Annotated in this window: 22 protein-coding genes; 7 read left to right on the top strand and 15 right to left on the bottom strand. The window is 52.1% G+C overall.

The features are described from left to right. Positions 1-59: 59 nt before the first annotated feature. The 4 genes from leuE to IM304_RS17885 all read right to left on the bottom strand — a co-directional run bounded on the left by leuE (position 60) and on the right by IM304_RS17885 (position 1,602). The gene (gene leuE / locus IM304_RS17895) at positions 60-695 is read right to left on the bottom strand and encodes a leucine efflux protein LeuE (RefSeq protein WP_176610146.1); all 636 of its coding nucleotides are present in this window, start codon (positions 693-695) and stop codon (positions 60-62) included. A 65-nt stretch (positions 696-760) separates the two neighbouring features. Next, entirely contained in the window at positions 761-1,171 is a 411-nt protein-coding gene (locus IM304_RS17890) for an Exc2 family lipoprotein (RefSeq protein ID WP_193355314.1), read from the bottom strand. An 11-nt stretch (positions 1,172-1,182) separates the two neighbouring features. Then, positions 1,183-1,311 (bottom strand): KPN_01571 family protein, encoded by a 129-nt coding sequence (locus tag IM304_RS22445; RefSeq protein ID WP_209007145.1) that lies wholly within the window; start codon positions 1,309-1,311, stop codon positions 1,183-1,185. A 117-nt stretch (positions 1,312-1,428) separates the two neighbouring features. Then, positions 1,429-1,602 carry a YciY family protein gene (locus IM304_RS17885; protein ID WP_193355315.1) on the bottom strand — a complete coding sequence of 58 codons (174 nt, stop codon included), beginning with the start codon at positions 1,600-1,602 and terminating at the stop codon, positions 1,429-1,431. A 143-nt stretch (positions 1,603-1,745) separates the two neighbouring features. Here IM304_RS17885 and cls point away from each other — a divergent pair, with 143 nt between their 5' ends. Together cls and IM304_RS17875 are read left to right on the top strand one after the other, a co-directional pair. Continuing rightward, positions 1,746-3,206: a cardiolipin synthase gene (cls, locus tag IM304_RS17880; RefSeq protein WP_148419640.1), complete on the top strand. Its 1,461-nt coding sequence runs from the start codon at positions 1,746-1,748 to the stop codon at positions 3,204-3,206. Positions 3,207-3,239: 33 nt separating this feature from the next. Further along, positions 3,240-3,569, top strand: coding sequence for an HI1450 family dsDNA-mimic protein (locus IM304_RS17875; RefSeq protein WP_006810881.1), 330 nt, complete (start codon positions 3,240-3,242; stop codon positions 3,567-3,569). Between the two features lie 29 nt (positions 3,570-3,598). Here the strand turns inward: IM304_RS17875 and IM304_RS17870 are convergent, their stop codons facing one another. The 6 genes from IM304_RS17870 to oppA all read right to left on the bottom strand — a co-directional run bounded on the left by IM304_RS17870 (position 3,599) and on the right by oppA (position 10,062). Next, complete coding sequence (locus tag IM304_RS17870) at positions 3,599-4,435, bottom strand: ion transporter (protein WP_193355316.1); 837 nt, start codon at positions 4,433-4,435, stop codon at positions 3,599-3,601. Positions 4,436-4,480: 45 nt separating this feature from the next. Further along, a complete protein-coding gene (oppF, locus tag IM304_RS17865; RefSeq protein ID WP_193355317.1) occupies positions 4,481-5,485 on the bottom strand; it encodes a murein tripeptide/oligopeptide ABC transporter ATP-binding protein OppF in 1,005 nt (334 codons plus the stop codon). Then, entirely contained in the window at positions 5,482-6,495 is a 1,014-nt protein-coding gene (locus IM304_RS17860) for an ABC transporter ATP-binding protein (protein ID WP_193355318.1), read from the bottom strand. The genes oppF and IM304_RS17860 overlap by 4 nt, the downstream gene beginning before the upstream one ends. Positions 6,496-6,506: 11 nt before the next feature. Beyond that, positions 6,507-7,415: an oligopeptide ABC transporter permease OppC gene (oppC, locus tag IM304_RS17855; protein WP_148419636.1), complete on the bottom strand. Its 909-nt coding sequence runs from the start codon at positions 7,413-7,415 to the stop codon at positions 6,507-6,509. Positions 7,416-7,427: 12 nt separating this feature from the next. Then, complete coding sequence (gene oppB, locus IM304_RS17850) at positions 7,428-8,348, bottom strand: oligopeptide ABC transporter permease OppB (protein ID WP_148419635.1); 921 nt, start codon at positions 8,346-8,348, stop codon at positions 7,428-7,430. 82 nt (positions 8,349-8,430) lie between these two features. Then, positions 8,431-10,062, bottom strand: a complete 1,632-nt coding sequence (gene oppA / locus IM304_RS17845) for an oligopeptide ABC transporter substrate-binding protein OppA (protein WP_148419634.1) — start codon at positions 10,060-10,062, stop codon at positions 8,431-8,433. A 200-nt stretch (positions 10,063-10,262) separates the two neighbouring features. Here oppA and IM304_RS17840 point away from each other — a divergent pair, with 200 nt between their 5' ends. Further along, a complete protein-coding gene (locus IM304_RS17840) occupies positions 10,263-10,514 on the top strand; it encodes a hypothetical protein (RefSeq protein WP_193355333.1) in 252 nt (83 codons plus the stop codon). A gap of 316 nt (positions 10,515-10,830) precedes the next feature. Here IM304_RS17840 and IM304_RS17835 read toward each other — a convergent pair whose 3' ends face one another. Then, entirely contained in the window at positions 10,831-11,478 is a 648-nt protein-coding gene (locus IM304_RS17835; RefSeq protein WP_063452247.1) for a YchE family NAAT transporter, read from the bottom strand. 480 nt (positions 11,479-11,958) lie between these two features. On the opposite strand from IM304_RS17835, the gene adhE reads away from it, so the two are divergent. Next, positions 11,959-14,637 (top strand): bifunctional acetaldehyde-CoA/alcohol dehydrogenase, encoded by a 2,679-nt coding sequence (gene adhE, locus IM304_RS17830; protein WP_148419632.1) that lies wholly within the window; start codon positions 11,959-11,961, stop codon positions 14,635-14,637. Between the two features lie 64 nt (positions 14,638-14,701). On the opposite strand, the gene tdk is transcribed toward adhE, so the two are convergent. Further along, positions 14,702-15,316 carry a thymidine kinase gene (gene tdk, locus IM304_RS17825; protein WP_176610140.1) on the bottom strand — a complete coding sequence of 205 codons (615 nt, stop codon included), beginning with the start codon at positions 15,314-15,316 and terminating at the stop codon, positions 14,702-14,704. Between the two features lie 552 nt (positions 15,317-15,868). Between tdk and hns the strand changes: the two genes are divergently transcribed. After that, positions 15,869-16,282 carry a histone-like nucleoid-structuring protein H-NS gene (hns, locus tag IM304_RS17820; protein WP_193355319.1) on the top strand — a complete coding sequence of 138 codons (414 nt, stop codon included), beginning with the start codon at positions 15,869-15,871 and terminating at the stop codon, positions 16,280-16,282. A gap of 202 nt (positions 16,283-16,484) precedes the next feature. Here the strand turns inward: hns and galU are convergent, their stop codons facing one another. The 3 genes from galU to rssA form a co-directional block, all read right to left on the bottom strand. Beyond that, a complete protein-coding gene (gene galU, locus IM304_RS17815) occupies positions 16,485-17,390 on the bottom strand; it encodes a UTP--glucose-1-phosphate uridylyltransferase GalU (RefSeq protein ID WP_148419630.1) in 906 nt (301 codons plus the stop codon). A 199-nt stretch (positions 17,391-17,589) separates the two neighbouring features. Next, positions 17,590-18,603, bottom strand: coding sequence for a two-component system response regulator RssB (gene rssB / locus IM304_RS17810; RefSeq protein ID WP_193355320.1), 1,014 nt, complete (start codon positions 18,601-18,603; stop codon positions 17,590-17,592). 89 nt (positions 18,604-18,692) lie between these two features. Next, on the bottom strand, positions 18,693-19,595 hold the full coding sequence (rssA, locus tag IM304_RS17805) for a patatin-like phospholipase RssA (protein ID WP_193355321.1): 903 nt from the start codon (positions 19,593-19,595) through the stop codon (positions 18,693-18,695). A 113-nt stretch (positions 19,596-19,708) separates the two neighbouring features. Here rssA and IM304_RS17800 point away from each other — a divergent pair, with 113 nt between their 5' ends. Together IM304_RS17800 and purU are read left to right on the top strand one after the other, a co-directional pair. Continuing rightward, on the top strand, positions 19,709-20,173 hold the full coding sequence (locus tag IM304_RS17800) for a YchJ family protein (RefSeq protein WP_148419627.1): 465 nt from the start codon (positions 19,709-19,711) through the stop codon (positions 20,171-20,173). A 41-nt stretch (positions 20,174-20,214) separates the two neighbouring features. Next, entirely contained in the window at positions 20,215-21,057 is an 843-nt protein-coding gene (purU, locus tag IM304_RS17795; RefSeq protein WP_063452241.1) for a formyltetrahydrofolate deformylase, read from the top strand. Positions 21,058-21,080 lie beyond the last annotated feature (23 nt).

Raw genomic sequence — 21,080 nt, 5'->3', positions numbered from 1 at the left:
GGCGCGGCTTTCCAGCTACTCCAGAAATTACAAAGGCTCCCTCAGGAGCCTTTTTTCATTCAGTGCAGCGACGCCAGCCGCGCCGCGAACCCGACGAACAGCAGCCCTATCAGACCGTTGCCCAGCCTGGCGAGTTTCTTTTTCGTTTTCAGGTAACGCGTAACAAACGCCCCTGAGAAAATCAGGAAGCTCATGTACATGAAGCTGATCAGCTCCAGGGTTGTGGCGAGGATCAGGAACGACGTGCCGGTATTCGTCGCGTTCACATCAATGAACTGCACGAAGAACGACACGTAAAAAAGAATGGCCTTCGGGTTCGTCAGGCTCAGCACCAGCGAACGCTTGAGGATCGCGCTTGCCGGTTCGGCGCTATTATCATGTGCATTATTCTGACGGTTAATAACAGACCAGAGCATTTTGCCGCCGAGCCACAGAAGGTAAAACGCGCCCAGATAGCGGACGATATTAAATAACACCGGCGTGGTCTGGATTAACGCGGCGACCCCCGCCCAGGCCAGAAACATGAGTACAGCATCACCAATAAATACGCCGGTGGCGGCCAGATATCCTTTTTTAACGCCGTGGCCAATCCCTGTTTTAAGCACAAACAAGGTGTTCGGTCCTGGAACCAGCACGATAAAAAATGCGCCGACAACATAGGTCCAGAAATTCAGTACACCAAACTCCGCAAACACGTCTCACTCCTTTTGCACTACAACTGCGGGATTACCGTAAATAACGGTATCCCCAAATCAGGGCGCTATTGTACGCCGTTATAGCCGTCAAGATAAGTCGCTGCCAGTTCGTTGCCAAATAAAGCAGCATCCTTTTCATCCATTGCCGACGTCCACTTATCCTTCGCATTGCCTGCGAAGGACTCCTGCGACTTCGCATTTTCCTTCAGCTGATCGCGTATGCTTTGGGCGTATTGATGCGCCTCTTCCTGCGTCCGGCCTTCCTTGCGGTCGGCCCTGCCGCGCGCGTAAAGCTCGCGGAACTGCGCCACGTTCAGGCGATAATTCTTCTGCACGTCAGAGGCGTAATTGCCGCCGGTGAAGCCGGACAGATGCGAGACAAAATAAAACGCGTGCCGATCAGGGGAAGGTTTACTGCTGGTACATCCGCTTAATATCGCAATCCCGAGGACCGCTGCCATCGCTTTTCCGTTCATCCTTTTTCCTTTTAATAAAGCCAGCTTACTCCCCAGGCATAAACATAATCTGTCAGCGAGGAGAATGACGATAACCCTAAATCTTCCCTGAGCGCATCCAGCGCCAAAAGCACAATAAAAACCCAGAGATATGGATTCATCTTTTTATTTCATGACGTTAGGGGGGCGTAGTATATCGCTGAAACCGGAGAGGAGAGACTGCGAAAAATGATAGTCCGGAGGTTTAACGGGCACCTTAACGGTGCCCCTCATGCTTTTCAGATGTCCTGGACCGCGAACAGCAGCGCGTTACGGTGTCTGTTCAGTCCACATTTTCTGATGGTGTGGATACGCATATTGCGGCGGGATTGTGCTTCCAGCCAACGAGCCTTACGACGACTCACCTGTCGCAACATGCGCCAGCGCCCTACTTCAGTTCTACTGCGCTTCATGTCTACAACTCTTTCTCTAACAGAAACGTCATTATAAGCCTAAGCTGTCGGCAAACCAGCGCTTTTATCTGCCGTTTTTATTTGCCAGATGATTCCTGATGCGTAAACTCATAACAATACGCTTTCAAAAGGATTTTTTATTTATGACAACCTTCTACACCGTGGTGAGTTGGCTGGTCATTTTAGGATACTGGCTGTTAATTGCCGGGGTGACGCTGCGCATTCTGATGAAACGCAGAGCGGTACCTTCAGCCATGGCCTGGCTTCTGATTATCTATATTCTGCCGCTGGTGGGCATTATCGCCTATCTCTCTTTCGGTGAACTTCATCTTGGGAAACGCCGCGCCGAACGCGCCCGTGCCATGTGGCCCTCCACGGCAAAATGGCTGGCCGATCTCAAAGCCTGCAAGCATATCTTCGCCGAAGAGAACAGCAGCGTGGCCGCGTCCCTGTTCAAACTGTGCGAACGCCGCCAGGGCATTGGCGGCGTAAAGGGCAATCAGCTGCAGCTTATGACCACCTCCGATGATGTGATGCAGGCCCTGATCCGCGACATTCAGCTCGCCCGGCATAATATCGAGATGGTGTTTTATATCTGGCAGCCCGGCGGAATGGCGGATCAGGTAGCCGAATCGCTGATGGCCGCCGCGCGCCGCGGTATCCACTGCCGCCTGATGCTGGACTCTGCCGGGAGCGTCGCCTTTTTCCGCAGCCCGTGGGCCGGTATGATGCGCAATGCGGGCATCGAAGTGGTCGAGGCGCTGAAGGTGAATCTTTTCCGCGTCTTCCTGCGCCGCATGGATCTCCGCCAGCACCGGAAAATGGTCCTGATCGATAACTATATTGCCTACACCGGCAGCATGAACATGGTCGATCCCCGCTTCTTCAAGCAGGATTCCGGCGTGGGGCAATGGATCGATTTGATGGCGCGTATGGAAGGCCCGGTGGCGACCTCTATGGGTATCGTTTATTCCTGCGACTGGGAAATTGAAACCGGTAAACGTATTCTTCCGCCGCCGCCGGATGGCAACATCATGCCGTTTGAAGAAGCCAGCGGCCACACCATTCATACCATTGCCTCCGGCCCCGGCTTTCCGGAAGATCTCATCCATCAGGCACTGCTGACCGCCGCTTACTCAGCGCGTGAGTATCTGATAATGACCACGCCCTACTTCGTACCCAGCGACGATCTTCTGCATGCCATCTGCACGGCGGCGCAGCGCGGGGTGGACGTGAGCATTATTCTGCCGCGCAAGAATGACTCGCTGCTGGTCGGATGGGCAAGCCGCGCGTTCTTCAGCGAGCTGCTGGCCGCCGGGGTGAAAATTTACCAGTTCGAAGGCGGGCTGTTACACACCAAGAGCGTGCTGGTGGACGGCGAGCTGAGCCTGGTGGGCACCGTCAACCTGGACATGCGTAGCCTGTGGCTGAATTTTGAAATTACGCTGGTGATTGACGACGTCGGATTCGGCGGCGATCTGGCGGCAGTTCAGGACGATTATATCTCCCGCTCCCGCCTGCTGGACGCCAGGCTGTGGGCCAAACGTCCGCTCTGGCAGCGAATTGCCGAACGACTGTTTTACTTCTTTAGTCCGTTGCTGTAAAACGTGCCCAACGATGTTAAACAGGTAGTCATCATGGAAATGGATCTGAACAATCGCCTGACCGAAGACGAAACGCTCGAGCAGGCTTACGATATTTTTCTCGAACTGGCGGTTGATAACCTCGACCCTGCGGACGTCATTCTTTTCAACCTTCAGTTTGAAGAGCGTGGCGGCGCCGAGCTGTTCGATCCGTCTGAAGACTGGGCCGAGCACGTTGATTTTGACCTCAACCCGGACTTCTTCGCTGAGGTTGTGATTGGACTGGCAGATGAAGACGGTGGCGAAATTAACGACATCTTCGCGCGCGTGCTGCTGTGCCGCGAGAAAGACCACAAGCTGTGCCACATTCTCTGGCGCGAATAAATAAAGGCTGCGACGGCAGCCTTTTTTATTTACTCCGGTAATGCCTTTCCGCAGCGGTGACAAAACCGCGCGTCGGGTTCATGATTCCCCTGCTGACAATTCGAACATTTGCGTTGCCGTTTGCTGCTCTGAAACGCGCTGCTCATGTGAGTAGTAATTAGCCCCGTCGGGATCGCTATCACGGAATAACCGATCAGAATCAGGACAGAGGCCACAATACGTCCGAGCGGCGTATGCGGCGTAATATCCCCATAGCCTACCGTCGTCACCGTCACGATGGCCCAGTAAACCGATGCATTAAGGGTGGTAAAGCCGTATTTTGGCCCTTCGATTAAATACATCAGGGATCCAAAAACGATCATCACGATAGCAATAAACGAATAGAAGAGAATAAGCTGGTGGCGGGCGCTGACAATGGCGACCCAAAAAACCCGCAGCGACGGCATAAAGCGCAGCAGCTTCAGAATACGTAATACGCGAATCGCCCGCATTGCGCGCCAGGCAAAGACATAGTTCAGGCTAATTTCAGGCCACAGCCACATGACGTACAGCGGCAGAATGGTGGCTAAATCAATAATTCCCCAGAAGCTGAAGACGTATTTAGCCGGATTCGGCCAGCTGATGACCCTCAGTAGATATTCGACGGTAAAGACCAGCGTAACGATCAGTTCCAGCCAGACGAAGACATGCCACTCCTCAAACGTCATGTGGTACTGCGTTCCGGCGCCGGATTCAATAAAGATAATGATGACGCTAATCAGCGCAAATAAGCCGCACAGTCCCTCGACGCGTCGACCGGAAACCGTTTCAGGATCGAATAAAAAATGATACAGCCGCTGGCGGGCCGACGTGAATAATCGCGACACAATAACCTCGAAAAATAAGGGCTGACATCATGTCAGCCCTTGCGATTATAGCGGGTCTATTTTCAGGCAGGAAACTGCGTGTCGGAAACTGCCCTCCAGCACCGGCCGCGTCTTCGCGCATTCCGGCCCGGCTAATGGGCACCGCGTACGGAATACGCAGCCCGAAGGCGGGTTAATCGGCGAAGGCAGTTCGCCTTCCAGCAGCTGAATGGTTTTATTTTTCTCCAGATCGGGGTCCGGTACGGGTACCGCGGACATCAGCGCTTTGGTGTAGGGGTGCAGCGGGTTGTGATACACCTCGTCGTAGGTGCCCAGCTCCACGGCGTGACCCAGATACATCACCAGCACGCGATCGGAAATGTGTTTTACCACCGCCAGGTCATGAGCGATGAAAATCAGCGACAGCCCCATCTCCCTCTGGAGTTTCTGCAACAGGTTAACCACCTGCGCCTGGATAGAAACGTCCAGCGCCGAAACCGGCTCATCGCAGATGATCAGCTTTGGCTCGAGGATCAGCGCACGCGCAATACCGATACGCTGACACTGCCCGCCGGAAAACTCGTGCGGATAGCGGTTGATGAGGTTAGGCAGCAGACCCACCTTCAGCATCATCGCCTTCACGCGGTCACGCACTTCCTGGCGCGGCATCTTTGGATGATAGGTGCGCAGCGGCTCGGCAATGATTTCACCAATGGTCATACGCGGGTTGAGCGATGCCAGCGGATCCTGGAATATCATCTGGATATCGCTGCGCACGTCGCGCCATTCATCCGGCTTCATTCCCAGCAGATCTTTGCCAAGCCAGGCCACTTTACCGTCGGTGGCTTTTACCAGGCCGATAATCGCCCGCGCAAACGTCGATTTGCCGCAGCCGGATTCGCCCACCACGCCAAGGGTCTCCCCTTCGTACAGGCGCAGCGTAACGCCATCCACCGCTTTCAGGGTTTTAGCCGGCTGCCAGAACCACTGCTTGCCGTCTTTGATATCGAAATGAACCTTCAGGTCAGCGATTTCGAGCAGTACATTTCTTTTTTCATCAATGGCGTTCATACCAGCTCCTCCTGCGGCTTAAAGCAGGCGCGCAGACGGCCCGGGGCAAACGCCTCCAGCGGCGGTGCGCTGTTGCAGATTTCCATCGCGTACGGACAGCGCGGCTGGAACGGACAGCCTTTCGGCAGACGCAGCAGGTTTGGCGGGTTACCGGGGATCGTCAGCAGCGACTCCCCTTCCGCATCAAGGCGCGGTACGGCATTCAGCAGGCCTATAGAGTACGGATGGGCTGGCTGGTAAAACACGTCACGTGCGTTACCGTATTCCATCGTGCGGCCGGCATACATGACCAGGACTTTGTCACAAATCCCGGCGACAACGCCCAGATCGTGGGTAATCATGATAATCGCGGTGTTGAACTCGCGCTTAAGCTCGTTCAGGAGCGTCATGATCTGCGCCTGAACGGTCACGTCCAGCGCCGTGGTCGGTTCGTCGGCAATCAGCAGCTTTGGCCTGCAAAGCAGCGCCATTGCGATCATAACGCGCTGACGCATCCCACCGGAGAACTCGTGCGGATACATGCGCATGCGCTTGCGCGCTTCCGGCATTTTCACCGCATCCAGCATTTTGACCGACTCTTCAAACGCTTCGGCTTTGCCCAGTCCCTTGTGCAGCATCAGCACTTCCATCAGCTGTTCCCCCACACGCATGTACGGGTTCAGCGACGTCATCGGATCCTGGAAAATCATTGAGATCTGCTCGGCGCGCAGTTTGTTCAGCTCATGTTCCGGCAAATTCAGGATCTCTCTGCCGTGAAATGTCGCCGAACCGCCAATCACGCCGTTAGACGCCAGCAGGCCCATCAGCGCGAAGGCGGTTTGGGATTTTCCGGAGCCGGACTCCCCCACGATACCCAGCGTTTCACCCGCACGCAGGTCGAAGTTGAGATCGTTTACGGCGGTAACATCCCCGTCCGGTGTTTTAAAGGTCACGCGGAGATCTTTTACGTCCAGCAGTGCGCTGGTCCGCTGCTGCGCCTGAGGCGCGGTTGCCGTTTCAATAATGGTCATGGCGGCGCTCCTTAACGGTCTTTCGGGTCGAGGGCATCACGCAGGCCATCGCCGATAAAGTTGAAACAGAACAGGGTGACTACCAGGAAGCCCGCCGGATACAGCAGTAGCCACGGCGACACTTCCATGGAGTTAGCGCCATCGCTTAACAGAGCGCCCCAGCTGCTCAGCGGCTCCTGCGTACCTAATCCCAGGAAGCTCAGGAAAGATTCAAACAGGATCATGCTCGGTACCAGCAGGGAGGCGTACACCACCACCACGCCCAGCACGTTAGGAACGATATGACGCACCACGATATTGGCGGTAGAGACACCCCCAACCTGCGCGGCCTCAATAAACTCCTTGCGTTTAAGGCTCAGCGTCTGGCCACGCACGATACGCGCCATGTCCAGCCAGGAGACCATCCCGATTGCCACAAAGATCAGCAGGATGTTCTGACCAAAGAAGGTCACCAGCAGAATGACGAAGAACATAAACGGGAAGGAGTTAAGGATCTCAAGCATACGCATCATTACGGAGTCCACTTTGCCGCCGAGATAACCGGAAAGCGAGCCGTAAAGCGTACCGACCAGAACCGCCACCAGCGCCGCGGCAATACCGACCATCAGCGAGATACGGCCGCCGATCGCCACGCGCACCAGCAAATCACGGCCGGAAGAGTCGGTACCGAAATAGTGCCCGGACTCCATATCCGGCGCGCTGGACATCATGCCCCAGTCCGTATCGAAATAGGTAAACTGCGACAGCATCGGTGCCAGGGTAACGAACAGCGCGATAAGCACCAGCACAACCAGGCTGGCAACGGCGGCACGGTTATGCATAAAGCGACGGCGCGCGTCCTGCCAGAGGCTGCGCCCTTCGACCTCCAGCTTTTCACTGAAGTTTTCCAGCGCCTCGCTGTTTTTCTTACTCAACATCATGGCGTGCTCCAGTTAGTAACGGATTTTCGGGTCGATAACGGCATACAGCACATCGACAACGGCATTAAACAGAATGGTCAGCGCACCCACGAGGATCGTGAGGCTCAGCACCAGCGAATAGTCACGGTTAAGCGCCCCGTTAACAAACAGCTGCCCAATGCCCGGCAGACCGTAAATGGTTTCAATGACCATGGAACCCGTAATGATGCCGACGAAAGCAGGCCCCATATAGGAGAGCACCGGCAGCAGCGCTGGCTTGAGCGCATGACGCAAAATTATCCGGCGCATCGGCAGCCCCTTCGCGCGGGCGGTACGGATGAAGTTAGAGTGCAGGACTTCAATCATCGATCCACGGGTGATACGGGCGATGCTGGCGATGTACGCCAGTGATAACGCCACCATCGGCAGTATCATGAACTTCAGCGCCCCGCCGTTCCAGCCGCCCCCGGGCAGCCACTGCAGCGTGATGGCAAATATCATGACCAGCAACGGCGCGACAACGAAGCTGGGGATAACCACCCCGGTCATTGCGACCCCCATCACGGCGTAATCCCATCGGGTATTTTGTTTTAGCGCGGCGATAACGCCCGCAGTGACCCCGAGAACCACGGCCAGGATAAATGCAGCAGCACCTAATTTAGCCGATACCGGGAAGCTGGACGCGACCAGGTCGTTAACGGAATAGTCTTTATATTTGAATGACGGTCCAAAATCACCGTGCGCAAGCTGCTTCAGATAGTTGAAGTACTGCGTGGTAATGGGATCGTTTAAATGGTATTTCGCTTCGATATTGGCCATCACTTCTGGCGGAAGCGTACGTTCGCCGGTAAATGGACTGCCCGGCGCAAGGCGCATCATGAAGAATGAAATAGTAATTAGAATAAATAACGTTGGGATCGCTTCAAGACAGCGACGCAGGATAAATTTCAACATTGCCCGTACCTTCTGGCGTGTGCCTGATGAATGTTACAAAGTAGACACAGTGGGGCAAGCTGGCTCGCCCCACGTATTGCCATTAATGCTTGATAATATAAAGATTCTTAACGGAAATATTATCCAACGGGTCTTTCCCGGTATAACCCCCTACCCACGGCTTCACCAGACGGGCGTTGACGTAGTAGTACACCGGAACGATCGCAGAGTCTTTATCGAGCTGTTGCTCAGATTTAGCGTACAGATCGGCGCGCTGAGCGTCATCTGCTACCTTCAGCGTTTCACCAATCAGCTTATCAAACGCCGGGCTCTTATAGTGTGCAGTGTTGTTCGAGCTGTCGCTGAGCATGGTGTTCAGGAAGGAGGTTGGTTCGTTATAGTCCGCACACCAGCCTGCACGGGCCACGTCGAACGTCCCCTGATGGCGCGTATCGAGGAAGGTCTTCCACTCCTGGTTTTCCAGCTTCACGTTTACGCCCAGGTTCTTCTTCCAGATTGACGCGACGGCGATAGCCAGTTTTTTATGCAGATCGGACGTGTTGTACAGCAGGCTAAACGTCAGCGGCTTATCGGCGGTATACCCGGCTTCGGCCAGCAGTTTTTTCGCTTCTTCGTTACGTTTTTCCTGAGACCACTTGAACCACTCAGGCTCAACCAGCTTCATTCCGTCGGTGTAAGGCGGGGTATAGCTGTAGGCAGGCAGGTCGCCCTGATTCTTCACTTTGTGGACGATGATATCGCGATCCAGCGCCAGCTTTAGTGCGGTACGTACGCGAACGTCGGTAAACGGTGCTTTCTGGTTGTTGATTTCGTAGTAATAGGTGCACAGATACGGATCGACGTGAACTTCTTTTGGGATCTCTTTTTTCAGTTTCTGGAACAGTTCAATCGGCATGTTGTTGTAGGTCATGTCGATTTCACCGCTGCGGTAGCGGTTAACGTCGGTTACTTCTGAAGCAATTGGCAGGTAGGTTACCTGATTAATAACGGTCTTCGCGTTGTCCCAGTACTGAGGGTTACGCTCCAGCACCATACGTTCGTTTACTACCCAGCTTTTCAGCTTGTACGCACCGTTGGTCACGATATTCGCAGGCTGGGTCCATTTTTCACCGAATTTTTCAACAGCGGATTTTGGCACCGGAGAGACGGACGGGTGTACCAGCAGCTTATAGAAGTATGGAACAGGTTCGCTCAACGTGACTTCAAAGGTGTTGGCATCAATGGCTTTTACGCCCAGATCGGTAACCGGCTTTTTACCCGTGATGATGTCATCGATATTGGCAATATGACCATACTGCAGGTAGCTCGCATACGGAGAGGCGGTATTGGGATCCGCCAGGCGCTGCCAGCTATAAACGAAATCTTCGGCGGTTACCGGCGTGCCGTCGGACCATTTGGCATCTTTACGCAGGTGGAAGGTCCAGACTTTAAAATCTTTGTTGTCCCACTTTTCCGCCACACCCGGCGCCGGATGGCCGTCCACGTCAGTCACCAGCAGACCTTCGAACAGGTCACGGTTAACGTTAGATTCTGGCACCCCTTCAATTTTGTGCGGATCGAGAGACTGTACTTCCGCGCCGTTGTTACGGACCAGCGTTTGCTTCTCGGCCAGCTGAACACCCGCAGGAACGTCCGCGGCCATTGCAGCATTACCCGCGATTAGCGCAGTTAAAATCCCCGCCGCTACCAGACTTTTTTTTGTGATGATGGACATTGTGTTGATACTCCACTCATTATAATGACCGGCCTTCGCCAGTTGTGTAATCCCCTGTTGGGGCCTGTACAGCGCAGGAGTTTTTTTTGCTGCTGTCAGGTTCTTTTTTTACTTCTTGCTATCACCGACTTCATTATTACTGACCGCTCGTACGGCGGCCTTGCGTCGATTCTTTAACTCTCTCCCCTGTCAGAGAGAGCGTGGATTTCATTGGCGAGAGCTATCTGAAAATAATTCTCATCAACTTGTTTAATTCAGCAAAATATAAGGCCGGAAAGTACCAAATGGTGCCACCACTCGCCAATACATTTTGCAAATTTGTTAAGCATTTCTCTTTTATAGCGCCTGAACACTCATTGATGGCAGACGCCAACCCTGAAGAAAATGCTAAAAATGCTTGTTTATTATGCCATTACAGAAAAAACGCTCGTAACCGCGATGACATTGCCTGACCGCTCAATTTTTTCACGAAAATTTAACAAATGGTTATTATTTAGCACATTCGTCTGAGCCATCGCAGAATTTACTAATATCATTTCGGTTATCCGTCAGCAAGCCCCAGAGTATCATGTGAGTAAAATAACAAAGGGTTCGCAGGATTTATGAGCAGGATGGGAAGGGTGTAATTAACAACCTCTTGAAAAATAACAAAACAGAGTTATTAGCAGAACTTATTATGACGGGCGCGCATTTCAACTTTATTTATATGATTTGCTGATAATCACGTAAAAAAAACGGAGCCATCGGCTCCGTCGTTTCAAATGAAGGTCAGTGTAATAATCCGGGGAATATGCTTTTTATACCGGTAACAATAAATTCAATGCCCAATGCCATTAACAGCAGCCCCATGATACGGGTAATGACGTTGATGCCCGTTTGTCCCAGCAGGCGAACCAGCCATGGCGCCATGCGGAACACGCCCCAGCAGCAGAGCGCGAACAGAGCAATGGCGACGGAAAAACCAATCAGATGCATCAGGCTGTGGTAGCGCGTACCCCACACAATGGTTGAGCTGATCGCACCCGGTCCTGCCATGAGCGGTAAGGCCAGCGGTACCACGCCAATGCTTTCGCGGATCGCCGTCTCTGATTTTTCCTGCTTGTTCTGCTTATCCTCCCCCAGCTTGCCGCTTATCATCGACATCGCAATGGTCACCACGAGGATCCCACCCGCAATACGGAACGAATCAATCGAGATCCCGAACACCTGCAGAATGGCGTCACCAAGATAAAGGGAGGTCAGCAAGATGATCGCCACCGACAGGTTTGCCGTCAGGTTGGTTTTATTTCTTGCGGCTGCCGTTTGATAGCTGGTCATACTGATAAAGACAGGGATGATCCCGACCGGGTTGACCAGGGCAAACAAGCCGATAAAAAACTTAAAATATGTAGGGAAATCAAAGAGCGTTTGAATCACATTAAGCTCCGCAAATGAGCATGGCCTGGAAGAGATAGCGTGTCATGATAAATCCGCGCTGAAGATACGCTTTTTAGCCGCATACTTCACCAGAAATCTGTGCCTAAACGTTATCAATTCATGATGTTAAACGTTTGTATAATCAATGATAGCGGCACTTCCAATAGTTACTTAATTATTTAACAGTGGAATAATTAGCACAAATTAACCCTGCTGAAAGGTATCAGCTTAGTGGAAAATTGACCCAGATCATAATTTTCGTACTCAGAAGTGAGTAATCTTGATTACGCCGCCAGGGAGATCACCTATCAAAAAGGTATGATGCTAAGGTAAGGCTCTTTTAGTAAATTAGTGAGCTGGAGAAGAGAGTAATCCTTTGTTTTACTGTGTGTTACGCAAGTGGAATCGGCTCTGACTATACTGTCTGACGTATCGAGCGCTGGTTTACTAAAAGAGTTTAAACATTATCAGGAGAGCATTATGGCTGTTACCAATATCGCTGAACTGAACGCCCTCGTCGAGCGCGTAAAAAAAGCCCAGCGTGAATATGCCAATTTCACCCAAGAACAGGTTGATAAAATCTTCCGCGCGGCCGCTCTGGCTGCTGCAGATGCTCGAATCCCTCTCGCTAAAATGGCCGTTGCCGAATCCGGTATGGGTATCGTTGAAGATAAAGTGATTAAAAACCACTTTGCTTCAGAGTATATCTACAACGCCTATAAAGATGAGAAAACCTGCGGCGTGCTGTCAGAAGACGATACTTTCGGCACCATCACTATTGCAGAACCGATCGGCATCATTTGCGGTATCGTTCCAACCACTAACCCAACCTCTACCGCAATCTTCAAATCTCTGATCAGCCTGAAGACCCGTAACGCAATCATCTTCTCCCCGCATCCACGTGCGAAAGACGCCACCAACAAAGCAGCAGACATCGTCCTGCAGGCTGCCATTGCTGCGGGCGCACCAAAAGATTTAATCGGCTGGATCGACCAACCTTCCGTTGAGCTGTCCAACGCCCTTATGCATCACCCAGATATTAACCTGATTCTGGCGACCGGTGGTCCGGGTATGGTTAAAGCAGCATACAGCTCCGGTAAGCCGGCAATCGGCGTAGGCGCGGGTAACACACCTGTTGTTATCGACGAAACGGCTGATATTAAGCGTGCTGTTGCCTCTGTTCTGATGTCCAAAACCTTCGATAACGGCGTTATCTGTGCGTCTGAACAGTCTGTCGTCGTCGTTGATTCTGTGTACGACGCCGTTCGTGAACGTTTCGCCAGCCACGGCGGCTACCTGCTGCAAGGTAAAGAGCTGAAAGCCGTTCAGGACGTGATTCTGAAAAATGGCGCGCTGAACGCCGCCATCGTTGGTCAGCCAGCTTATAAAATCGCTGAACTCGCCGGCTTTACCGTTCCTGCTACCACCAAGATTCTGATCGGTGAAGTTAAGGTTGTCGATGAAAGCGAACCGTTCGCTCACGAAAAACTGTCCCCTACTCTGGCAATGTACCGTGCCAAAGATTTCGATGACGCGGTAGAGAAGGCAGAGAAACTGGTTGCCATGGGCGGTATCGGTCACACCTCCTGCCTGTACACCGACCAGGATAACCAGCCAGAACGCGTTGCTCACTTCGGTCAGAAGATGAAAACGGCGCGTATCCTGATCAACACCCCTGCTTCTCAGGGTGGTATCGGTGACCTGTACAACTTCAAACTCGCACCTTCCCTGACTCTGGGTTGTGGTTCCTGGGGTGGTAACTCCATCTCTGAAAACGTTGGTCCAAAACACCTGATCAACAAGAAAACCGTTGCTAAGCGAGCTGAAAACATGTTGTGGCACAAACTTCCGAAATCTATCTACTTCCGCCGTGGCTCTCTGCCAATCGCGCTGGATGAAGTGATTACTGATGGCCACAAACGTGCGCTCATCGTGACCGACCGTTTCCTGTTCAACAATGGCTATGCAGACCAGATCACCTCTGTTCTGAAAGCGGCTGGCGTCGAAACTGAAGTCTTCTTTGAAGTTGAAGCTGACCCAACCCTGAGCGTTGTACGTAAAGGTGCCGAACTGGCAAACTCCTTCAAACCAGATGTGATCATCGCACTGGGTGGCGGTTCCCCAATGGACGCCGCGAAAATTATGTGGGTCATGTACGAGCATCCTGAAACGCACTTCGAAGAACTGGCGCTGCGCTTTATGGATATCCGTAAACGTATCTACAAGTTCCCGAAAATGGGCGTGAAAGCGAAAATGATCGCCGTCACCACCACTTCCGGTACCGGTTCAGAAGTAACGCCGTTTGCGGTTGTGACTGATGACGCAACGGGTCAGAAATATCCGCTGGCTGACTACGCGCTGACGCCAGATATGGCTATCGTCGATGCCAACCTGGTTATGGAAATGCCAAAATCACTGTGTGCGTTCGGTGGTCTGGATGCTGTGACTCACGCTCTGGAAGCTTACGTTTCCGTACTGGCCTCTGAGTTCTCTGACGGTCAGGCTCTGCAGGCGCTGAAGCTGCTGAAAGAAAACCTGCCGGCATCCTATAACGAAGGTTCGAAAAACCCTGTTGCACGTGAGCGTGTACACAGTGCAGCAACCATCGCGGGTATCGCGTTTGCTAACGCCTTCCTCGGTGTTTGCCACTCTATGGCTCACAAACTGGGTTCACAGTTCCACATTCCACACGGTCTGGCGAACGCCCTGTTGATCAGCAACGTTATCCGTTATAACGCCAACGACAACCCAACCAAACAGACTGCATTCAGCCAGTACGACCGCCCACAGGCTCGTCGTCGTTACGCTGAAATCGCTGACCACCTGGGTCTGAGCGCACCGGGCGACCGTACTGCTGCGAAGATTGAGAAGCTGCTGGCGTGGCTGGAAAGCCTGAAGGCGGAGCTGGGTATTCCTAAGTCTATCCGTGAAGCAGGTGTTCAGGAAGCTGACTTCCTCGCACACGTAGACAAGCTGTCTGAAGATGCGTTCGATGACCAGTGTACCGGTGCTAACCCACGCTACCCGCTGATTTCCGAGCTGAAACAGATCCTGCTGGATACCTACTACGGCCGTGAATTCACTGAAAGCGATGTTGCTGCTGTGAAAGTGGAACTTCCATTAGTAAAAGCTGACAAGAAAGCGAAGAAAAACGCGTAATTGACAACGTGACAAAAAACCCGCCAGCGGCGGGTTTTTTTATATCTGAATAACAGCAGCTCTGTTATTTCCGGCTGTCGCCCTGTAGTGCCGTCAGCGAGCCTACGACCAGCGCCTCTTTATAATGCTTGCGGCACACCGAGACATAGCGCTCATTGCCCCCTATCACCACCTGCTCGCCATCAGCGTAGGGTTTGCCCGACTGGTCAAGGCGAAGCACCATGCTGGCCTTACGACCGCAGAAACAAATCGTTTTCAGCTCAACCAGCTTATCTGACCAGGCGAGCAGATACTGACTTCCGGCAAATAACTCTCCACGAAAATCGGTACGTAATCCGTAGCACAGCACGGGAATATCCAGTTCATCCACAACGTCTGAAAGCGCATGGACCTGCTCTCGGGTCAAAAACTGGCTTTCATCGACCAGCACGCAGTGTACAGGCTTAGCCGCATGCTCGGTACGAATATCCTCAAGCAGATCCGTTGCAGGGTTAAACAGCCTTGCAGGCGACGATAGCCCTATTCGTGAACTCACTTTCCCGGCACCGAAGCGATCGTCGATTTCAGCGGTGTACACAACGGTACGCATGCCACGTTCCTGATAATTGTATGAGGATTGCAGTAACGCCGTCGATTTCCCTGCGTTCATTGCCGAATAGTAGAAATAAAGTTGTGCCATTGGCCGAAAAATCCTAATCAATGTGTAATATTCCCGATGATTCATTGTACCATATTTCGTACCTGCATCTGCGCCAGACCGCACGTTCGGGGCCTTTGAGCAGCGGTTAATCCCTCAGCATTCTGCGTAAAATAATGCGTTAAAACAGGCAGTAAAGGCATATAGCAATGACAATATGACAAGCGCAACGTAAGTGATAACACTTCTTTTTATACTGGATTGTTCGTGCTTTAAAATTCACTATTTATTAACTATTTTCGTTCTGGCTGCGCTTTCCCGGAGTAATACAAAAGGCTGATATTTATCAACCGCAACTATAATTCCTGCGGGAAAAGTCACAAAACAAACATGCAAATGACGAGTTTTTTGCCGTTTGCATCGATATCTGACAGGTCAGACAAGCAATGAAATTTAAGATAGCGTAATTAATAATAGCGTCGTTTATTTTGTATTTTTTGAATTCCTTACATTCCGGCCTATTGCACAAGTCAAATTAACGCTCTATTATTAGGACAACAAACCCACCCCCATTATAAGTTTGAGATTACTACAATGAGCGAAGCACTTAAAATTCTGAACAACATCCGTACTCTTCGTGCGCAGGCAAGAGAATGTACCCTTGAGACGCTTGAAGAAATGCTGGAAAAATTAGAAGTTGTAGTTAACGAACGTCGTGAAGAAGAAAGCGCAGCCGCTGCTGAAATCGAAGAACGTACGCGTAAACTGCAACAGTATCGCGAAATGCTGATTGCTGACGGTATCGATCCAAATGAATTGCTGAACAGCATGGCAGCAGCGAAAACCGGCACCAAAGCAAAACGCGCTGCACGCCCTGCAAAATATTGCTACATTGATGAGAACGGCGAAGAGAAAACCTGGACCGGTCAGGGTCGTACTCCTGCTGTTATCAAGAAAGCAATGGACGAGCAAGGCAAACAACTGGATGACTTCCTTATCAAGGATTAATCTGGAAAGATTCTGAAAATCCCGCCCTGAGCGGGATTTTTTATGCCTGCCATATTTTCCCGTACATCTCCTTACACTCTGTCATATTGCGATGCGCACTATTTAACGTCCTTGACAATCGCGGTGACAAATACCGCACGGCAGGTATAAAAAAACCGGTGAGCATCGCCGCACCGGTCTTGTTTAGCAGGCTGGAGGATTATTACTTAATACCCACGCTACCTTTGAGCCAGGCTTTAAATTCTTCACCCAGGCTGTTGTGGCGAATACCGTATTCAACGAACGCCTGCATATAACCGAGTTTATTCCCGCAGTCATGGCTCTTACCTTTCATATGGTAGGCTTCTACAGTCTCTTTCTCGATCAGCATATCAATGGCATCCGTCAGCTGGATTTCATCACCAGCACCCGGAGGGGTTTTCGCCAGCAGCGCCCAAATCTCTGCGCTGAGCACATAGCGGCCTACAACAGCGAGGTTAGACGGCGCAACGTCAGCCTTCGGTTTTTCTACAACGCCAACCATCGGCACGCTTTCGCCCGGCTGCAGGTTTACGCCCTTGCAGTCAACCACACCGTAAGCGGTAACGTCGTCGACTGGCTCAACCATGATCTGGCTGCTGCCGGTTTCGTCGAAGCGTTTGATCATCTCTGCCAGGTTTTCCTGGGAGAGATCGGATTCGTATTCGTCCAGAATGACGTCTGGCAGGATTACCGCAACGGGCTCATCACCCACTACCGGATGCGCGCACAGTACCGCATGGCCCAGACCTTTCGCCAGGCCCTGGCGAACCTGCATAATGGTAACGTGTGGAGGGCAAATAGACTGAACTTCTTCCAGCAGCTGACGCTTAACGCGTTTTTCCAGCATCGCTTCAAGTTCGAAACTGGTATCGAAATGGTTTTCGATAGAGTTTTTAGATGAATGCGTCACCAGAACAATTTCGGTGATACCTGCAGCAATACACTCATTCACGACATACTGGATTAATGGCTTATCAACCAGAGGCAGCATCTCTTTTGGGATTGCCTTCGTCGCTGGCAACATCCTGGTACCCAATCCCGCCACCGGGATAACGGCCTTTCTGACTTTCGAATTTAGGGCAGCCATTGAAATTCTCCTGAATTGTTCAAGTTTTGAACTTTTATGCATTGAATAACGCGTTGAGTATACAGTCTCAGCCACTAATACGGGTCTGAAAAGGACGCGTTGCCGATCAATTAAGACAAATACGCATGAAACTTGCAGCGATAGTAGCACCGCCGGCAAAAACACAGGTAAAGCAATCTGAAAAATAAAATCCGATTGCTTACTCCGTGGACAACATTAAGCGTAACCGTCCACCCGCACCCCAAATTTGGCACTGCCATGAGGTGCAGCGATGACTAATTTGATTAAGGTAAGTATTTCCCAGCGTCCCCAACGGTACGCCGTTACTCACCTGAATATGATGTTCTCCGGTATTCAGCGTGGCATTTAACCCTGCCGATACCAGAATAAGGTTATTCAACCCGCTGTGATAATAGCCAACCAGAAGCGGGAACTGACCCGGTAAATTCGCCTGGCGGAAAAGCTGGTTAACCTGTTTGAGTAAACTGCCTAGCTCAGGAAGCCGTTGCCCCTGATGGGATAATTGTTCCTGTAACAAACCATTAAACAGCGCGCGCAGCAATAAGGCAGCCAAAACGCCGTTATCTCCCGCCCGAGTGACGTCCAGACAATAAAAGGCGAGATCGGAATCTGATAACGGTGCAATATCCAGCACCAGTCCCGGCTGGTCAGCCGCTACCAGCTGGCGATAATTTACCCTGCAATGAGAAATATTTTGCTGCACGGGCGGCTGAAGTTCCTGAAGCAACTTTGCGGCCGCGAGGGGATTACTGACTAACGCATCCCAGTCCTGGAATAAACGTTCTTCTTCCTCAACCCGGGAATTAAACATATTAGGGTACAGGCACGCGAGCACCGTTTCACGCAGACGGTTTAAATCCTTGACGGGCTTGAGCAGGATATCCTGCACCCCAAGACGCAGCGCTTTGGCGATATCCGACATATTCTCGGTGGCGGAGATAACCAGAATGGGGGTCTGATCCCCTTCGTTACGCAGGTTCTCCACCAGCATCAGGCCGTTCATGCGAGGCATCTCGATATCACAGATCATCAGGTCAGGCGTAATGCTGGCCATTTTTTCCAGCGCCTCGACGCCATCTTCGGCAAGGGACGTGGTTGCACCCAGTGAGGATAACCACGAATCCAGTAGCGATCGGAAAACGGGCTCGTCTTCAACTATCAAAATGTGTTTTCCGGCCAATGGCTGTGTCATGGTTCCTCCCCTGGCTGACAGTTACTCAATAGTGGCATGCTATTGGTACTATCGCCTGTCAGATTTTGCTGAAGTAATCAAAAAAGTGCTTAACGTGCTGTACGCACAAAAGGCAACAGTTCATCTATTTTCTTTTCGACGGCTAACGAGCCCGCTGCAATGGCGGCTTCAGCCCGGTGGAAATCTAAAGTAGAGATTTGTGGGCAATAGGGTTGAATAAGAATATCCGGAGGATCGCCCGCCATACGGTTTCGCTTCAGGCGATTCTCAAGGATTTGAATGGAGGTCGTCATGATTTCGACGGCGTTAGGCGCGGCTACCGCACGACGGGAGGCCAGACGCCCTATTCTGCCGCGCAGACGCGCATGCCACGCCAGTTTCTCTGTTTCTGCCTCATCGCCCTGCAGATTAACCGACATCAGATCCTGCTGCATAAGATGGGCATCGTGCTGTAAATCCACGGCAATGACGATATCTGCCCCCATAGCACGCGTCAGCGAGATGGGCACGGGATTCACTACTCCGCCATCAACGAGCCAGTAGCCGTTGTGCGGCACGGGAGCCATTAAGCCCGGTATGCTACAGGAGGCGCGTACGGCACGGTGAATATCCCCTTCGGTGAGCCATATTTCCCGGCCCGTACTGAGGTTGGTGGCAACGGCACCAAATGGCATATGGCAGTGGCTGAAGTCAGCGTGTGGCATAATCTTGCGGAACTGGTTGAACACGCGTTCCCCGCGCAGCAGCCCGCCGCGCTGCCAGGAGAGATCCATCAGGCGCAGCACATCCCAGTAGCGAAAAGAGCGCACCCAGCTTTCGAGCTCCGGGAGCTTGCCGCAGGCGTAAGCGGACCCGACCAGCGACCCGATAGAACAACCTGCAACGATATCAACGTCAATCCCCATCTTGTTTAAGGCGTTGATAACGCCAATATGTGACCAACCCCGGGCGGCACCTGAGCCCAACGCCAGTCCAATTTTTACCTTTCTCATTAGCCCTGTTTTACTTCCCCTGGATTCCCGACATAGCGTCAACGCAACTGCTCAGTTAACATGGTGCTACCTTAAGCGTTTAACGCCTTATTTTTTGTTCCAGGAAGAGAATCGTGTCTCAACTCTGCCCCTGTGGTAGCGCTCTGGAGTATAGCCTATGTTGCCAGCGATATCTTTCTGGCGAGCAGGTTGCACCAGACCCGTCACACCTTATGCGCTCGCGGTATGCTGCTTTTGTGATCAAAAACGCAGACTACCTGATTAACACCTGGCACCCGTCCTGCCAGGCGGCCGATTTCCGTCAGGAGATTGAAGCCGGGTTCGCCAACACGACCTGGCTTGGCCTCACCGTCTTTGACGCCGCTCCCGGCCGTGATGATAACGAAGGCTATGTCAGCTTTGTCGCCCGCTTCAGCGAGCAAAACAAACCGGGAGCCATCATTGAACGTTCCCGGTTCTTAAAGGAAAGCGGGCAATGGTATTATATTGACGGTACACGCCCGCAATTCGGTCGTAACGATCCCTGCCCCTGCGGTTCAGGTAAAAAATTTAAAAAGTGTTGCGGCAGCAATGCCTGACAACTCAGACTTCGCAAATACTTAAACAGGATTTCCCGGCGATGCAATCATTACAACGTAAAGTTCTGCGCACTATTTGTCCCGATCAAAAAGGGCTTATCGCACGAATTACTAACATTTGTTACAAACATGAACTGAATATCGTGCAGAACAACGAGTTCGTTGACCACCGTACCGGTCGCTTCTTTATGCGCACCGAGCTGGAAGGCATTTTCAACGACACCACCCTGCTTGCCGATCTGGATAGCGCCCTGCCGGAAGGCTCGGTACGCGAGCTGAATCCGGCCGGCCGTCGCCGCATTGTGATTCTGGTCACCAAAGAGGCGCACTGCCTGGGCGACCTGCTGATGAAGGCCAACTATGGCGGACTGGACGTTGAAATCGCCGCCGTTATTGGCAACCACGAGACGCTGCGTACCCTGGTTGAACGTTTTGACATTCCGTTCGAGCTGGTGAGCCATGAAGGCCATACCCGTGAAGAACACGACAACCTGATGGCTCAGGCCATTGAGGCGCATAACCCGGACTACGTCGTGCTGGCCAAATACATGCGCGTACTGACGCCGTCCTTCGTGGCACGCTTCCCGAACAAGATCATCAACATTCACCATTCATTCCTGCCAGCCTTTATTGGTGCACGCCCGTATCACCAGGCGTACGAGCGCGGGGTGAAGATCATCGGTGCGACCGCCCACTACGTGAACGATAATCTGGACGAAGGCCCAATCATCATGCAGGACGTCATTCACGTGGACCACACCTACACGGCGGAAGATATGATGCGCGCAGGGCGCGACGTCGAGAAGAACGTCCTGAGCCGTGCGCTGTATCAGGTGCTTGCCCAGCGCGTCTTTGTCTACGGCAACAGAACGATTATTCTTTAATCCTTCGGAAAATGAATTGATTA

The sequence above is a fragment of the Enterobacter cloacae complex sp. P40C2 genome (genome assembly GCF_014930695.1).
Classification (GTDB): Bacteria; Pseudomonadota; Gammaproteobacteria; order Enterobacterales; family Enterobacteriaceae; genus Enterobacter; species Enterobacter pasteurii.
The sequence above is the reverse complement of the archived record's forward strand: the minus strand, read 5'-3'. Positions and strand labels throughout refer to the sequence as shown.

Coding starts and splice junctions, on each gene's coding strand:
- oppA (WP_148419634.1), bottom strand. CDS start 10,062: ATGTCCATCATCACAAAAAAAAGTCTGGTAGCGGCGGGGATTTTAACT.
- rssB (WP_193355320.1), bottom strand. CDS start 18,603: ATGACACAGCCATTGGCCGGAAAACACATTTTGATAGTTGAAGACGAG.
- purU (WP_063452241.1), top strand. CDS start 20,215: ATGCAATCATTACAACGTAAAGTTCTGCGCACTATTTGTCCCGATCAA.
- rssA (WP_193355321.1), bottom strand. CDS start 19,595: ATGAGAAAGGTAAAAATTGGACTGGCGTTGGGCTCAGGTGCCGCCCGG.
- cls (WP_148419640.1), top strand. CDS start 1,746: ATGACAACCTTCTACACCGTGGTGAGTTGGCTGGTCATTTTAGGATAC.
- IM304_RS17890 (WP_193355314.1), bottom strand. CDS start 1,171: ATGAACGGAAAAGCGATGGCAGCGGTCCTCGGGATTGCGATATTAAGC.
- oppF (WP_193355317.1), bottom strand. CDS start 5,485: ATGAACGCCATTGATGAAAAAAGAAATGTACTGCTCGAAATCGCTGAC.
- IM304_RS17860 (WP_193355318.1), bottom strand. CDS start 6,495: ATGACCATTATTGAAACGGCAACCGCGCCTCAGGCGCAGCAGCGGACC.
- oppC (WP_148419636.1), bottom strand. CDS start 7,415: ATGATGTTGAGTAAGAAAAACAGCGAGGCGCTGGAAAACTTCAGTGAA.
- IM304_RS22445 (WP_209007145.1), bottom strand. CDS start 1,311: ATGAATCCATATCTCTGGGTTTTTATTGTGCTTTTGGCGCTGGATGCG.
- adhE (WP_148419632.1), top strand. CDS start 11,959: ATGGCTGTTACCAATATCGCTGAACTGAACGCCCTCGTCGAGCGCGTA.
- tdk (WP_176610140.1), bottom strand. CDS start 15,316: ATGGCACAACTTTATTTCTACTATTCGGCAATGAACGCAGGGAAATCG.
- hns (WP_193355319.1), top strand. CDS start 15,869: ATGAGCGAAGCACTTAAAATTCTGAACAACATCCGTACTCTTCGTGCG.
- galU (WP_148419630.1), bottom strand. CDS start 17,390: ATGGCTGCCCTAAATTCGAAAGTCAGAAAGGCCGTTATCCCGGTGGCG.
- IM304_RS17885 (WP_193355315.1), bottom strand. CDS start 1,602: ATGAAGCGCAGTAGAACTGAAGTAGGGCGCTGGCGCATGTTGCGACAG.
- IM304_RS17875 (WP_006810881.1), top strand. CDS start 3,240: ATGGAAATGGATCTGAACAATCGCCTGACCGAAGACGAAACGCTCGAG.
- oppB (WP_148419635.1), bottom strand. CDS start 8,348: ATGTTGAAATTTATCCTGCGTCGCTGTCTTGAAGCGATCCCAACGTTA.